Origin of the sequence: Bacillus sp. JJ1127 (genome assembly GCF_036965845.1) — a bacterium.
Classification (GTDB): domain Bacteria; phylum Bacillota; class Bacilli; order Bacillales; family Bacillaceae_G; genus Bacillus_A.
Window position 1 is genome coordinate 3,547 of sequence record NZ_JBALQK010000244.1, and the last position, 2,970, is coordinate 6,516.

Consider the following 2,970-nt stretch of genomic DNA (forward strand, 5'->3'; position numbering starts at 1 on the left):
TCTGCATAGCAGGGATGTAGATGCCGAAAAATGAAAATGGATTTATATACTTAATTTGAGATCAAATTGTTACTGTTAGTGAATAGTAGGATAAATATGATTTTTGGGACTAGTATATAGTTGATAAATAGTTAGATTTTTGTAATGATAAGAGGGTGACTCATAAAAAGAACTTTTTATTTGAAAGCCTTGACGCCATTTAATAGGACAAGTAGATTTTTTCATCCCACTATTTGCAGGTAGTAAGACCCTCACCAAAAAACTGAGCGGAAGCAAAGAAGATAGGTGAGAGAGCAACTGCCCTTAAAACCCCGATTGGTAAAGGCTAATAACCGTGTGGGATGAAGAAAAAACATTGGTTAAAGTTTTACTTTATTTTGGATAATGAGATGGGGGATAGAGACTTCACTTTCATTTTGTAATCAAAAATAGTGAATGTTTTATCATAAAAACGTTGTCTTGGAAGTAGAAGTTCACATGAAGTTCACACAAAGTTCACGTCGATCGTTTATAATAAACGACGTGTGAAAAATAAAACTCTTGCCAAAAAATGGAACTTAATACATATTTAATTTTAGTAATATTGTAGATTAGTAAGTTCGTTTTTTTAAAGAGGGTAGTAGGGAAAGGAAGTAAAGACAACTTATGAAGAAAGTACTAGCAGGTTTAGCAGCAGCTTCTGTAGCTGGCGTAGCAGTTCCTGGAATGGATTCTGCTCATGCACAAGTTTCATCTGATGCGCTAAAAGAAATCAATGGACAAACTCAAAACCAAACAATTGAAACAAATGTAACTGAAACAAAAGCAGTAGACACAAATTCTGAACTAAAATACACAGTAACAGCTGATGTACTGAATGTTCGTTCAGGTGCTGGCACAGAACATAACATTATTTCTAAAGTAAAAGAAGGACAAGTTCTACAAGTAATCGGTCAAGAAAACGGCTGGTTTAAAGTGAATGTAAACGGTCAAACAGGTTATGTAAGTGGAGACTTCGTAACAACTGGTGGAAAACAAGGAACTACTGTTCAACAAGGAACAGGTAACTATACAGTAAATGTTTCTTCACTTAACGTACGTACAGGCCCTAGCACATCTCATACTGTTTTAGGTTCTGTAAGTAAAGGGCAAACAGTACAAGTTGTAGGTGAAGTACAAGATTGGTTTAAAGTTAACTACAATGGTGAAACTGGATACGTAAGCAAAGACTTCGTAACAAAAGGTGGTACAGCTGTATCTAACCAAACAGAGAAGCCAGCTGCTAACAATAATGTTACACTTCAAACTGGTGGATCATATGTTGTTAATACAGGTGCTTTAAAAGTACGTACAGGTCCAGCTACATATAACGCTGTAATTGGCGGCGTAACAAACGGTCAAACACTACAAGTTACTGGTGTAGAAAATGGCTGGTATAAAATTAATCATAATGGCAGAACTGGTTACGTAAGTGCTGACTATGTGAAGTTTGTAAAAGGTGGTACAGCAAATGTAACTACGCCTTCTCGTCCAACTACTGGCGATGAGCAAGGAAATACACAAACAGAAAAACCAACAACACCATCTAGTAATGGATCATCAATTGTGTCTATTGCACAATCGCTAAATGGTTCACCATATGTATATGGTGGTACAACACCATCTGGTTTTGACTGCAGTGGCTTCGTTTACTACGTATTAAATAAAGCGGGCCATTCTGGTGGACGCCAAAATGTTGCTGGTTACTGGAACAGCAAGGAGCATACTAGCAACCCACAGCCAGGCGATTTAGTCTACTTTAAAGGTACTTCTGGTGCAGGTATGACTCATATGGGTATTTATTTAGGGAATGGTCAGTTCATCAGTGCAGAAACTGAAAAAACGGGTGTGAGAATTAGCTCAGTAAATAACTCTTACTGGAGTCAACATCTAGCAGGTTACACAAAAGCATAATAAGAGAATTTTATTCTTAAATATTATAAGGAAAAGCTTTCTAGGAAACTAGAAAGCTTTTTTCTATTTTATAAATTTGTAGAGTAAGTAAAATATGGGTGTTTACTTTTTTGATTGCATTTATACATCCAGTAGAAATTTTGAATACAAATCATGAAAATAGTTAGGACGAAATAAATTTGCCGCATGTCCAGCTAATGGGATTTCTTTATATAAAACGTTTGGAAGAATAGACTTTAAGTCAAATAGACAAGACTTGTAGAGGTGATCATGTTCTCCCATTACCCATAAAATAGGATGTGTTAGCTCTTTTAAACGAGATTTTAAGTCGAATTCTAAACGGTGCTTGAGTGATTCAACAATAATGGATGAGTGTAACTGTAACCCAAAGCGATAATAAATATTTTTTGAAATGACCGCAAAAGGATTTGCTTTCAATATACCGCTTGGAAAAATTGTATTTGCATATTGATAAAGCCAAGTAGAATAGTCATTTTCTCTTTTATCCCAAAATTTTTGAAAAACATTATATAAAAGGGATGGATTATTGTAATGTCCACCAATATGGCAAAGACTTAATACCTTTTCAGGATATGTGTGTGCAAAAATAGTAGCAATATAACAACCATAGCTTAGAGCGCAAATGTGAGCCTCTTTAATTCCTTCTTTTTCATAAAGATCTGACAACTGCTGTACTAATTGATCTAAAGAAAATTCTATTGCTTGTCCTTTGTCTTCACCATGTCCTAGTAAATCATACGTTATTATATTGTAGGAAGAAGAAAAACGTTTATATTCTTTTTTAAAGGCACGACGGTTTCCGACCAATCCATGAATGAATATAATCGTTTTCTTTTCGGAATTCTTGTTTGTTTGCAAAGGGATACTCCTTTCACTCGATGAAGATTCATAAGGTTGATGTGATATTCCTATAGTAGGTTATAAAAATACTTATATATTTGAATCATTATTTTACAACTCACTTTTATTTAAAAGAAAGAATAATAATTTATATAAGTACCAGGTAATAATATCAGA

2 protein-coding genes are annotated in these 2,970 nt (G+C 34.5%); one reads left to right on the plus strand and one right to left on the minus strand.

Features of this window, described 5'->3' with window-relative positions:
* Positions 1-645 precede the first annotated feature (645 nt).
* Positions 646-1,932 (plus strand): enterotoxin EntFM, encoded by a 1,287-nt coding sequence (gene entFM / locus V7183_RS21240; protein ID WP_335360746.1) that lies wholly within the window; start codon positions 646-648, stop codon positions 1,930-1,932.
* Positions 1,933-2,052: 120 nt separating this feature from the next.
* Here the strand turns inward: entFM and V7183_RS21245 are convergent, their stop codons facing one another.
* Positions 2,053-2,811: an alpha/beta fold hydrolase gene (locus V7183_RS21245; RefSeq protein WP_097899061.1), complete on the minus strand. Its 759-nt coding sequence runs from the start codon at positions 2,809-2,811 to the stop codon at positions 2,053-2,055.
* Positions 2,812-2,970 lie beyond the last annotated feature (159 nt).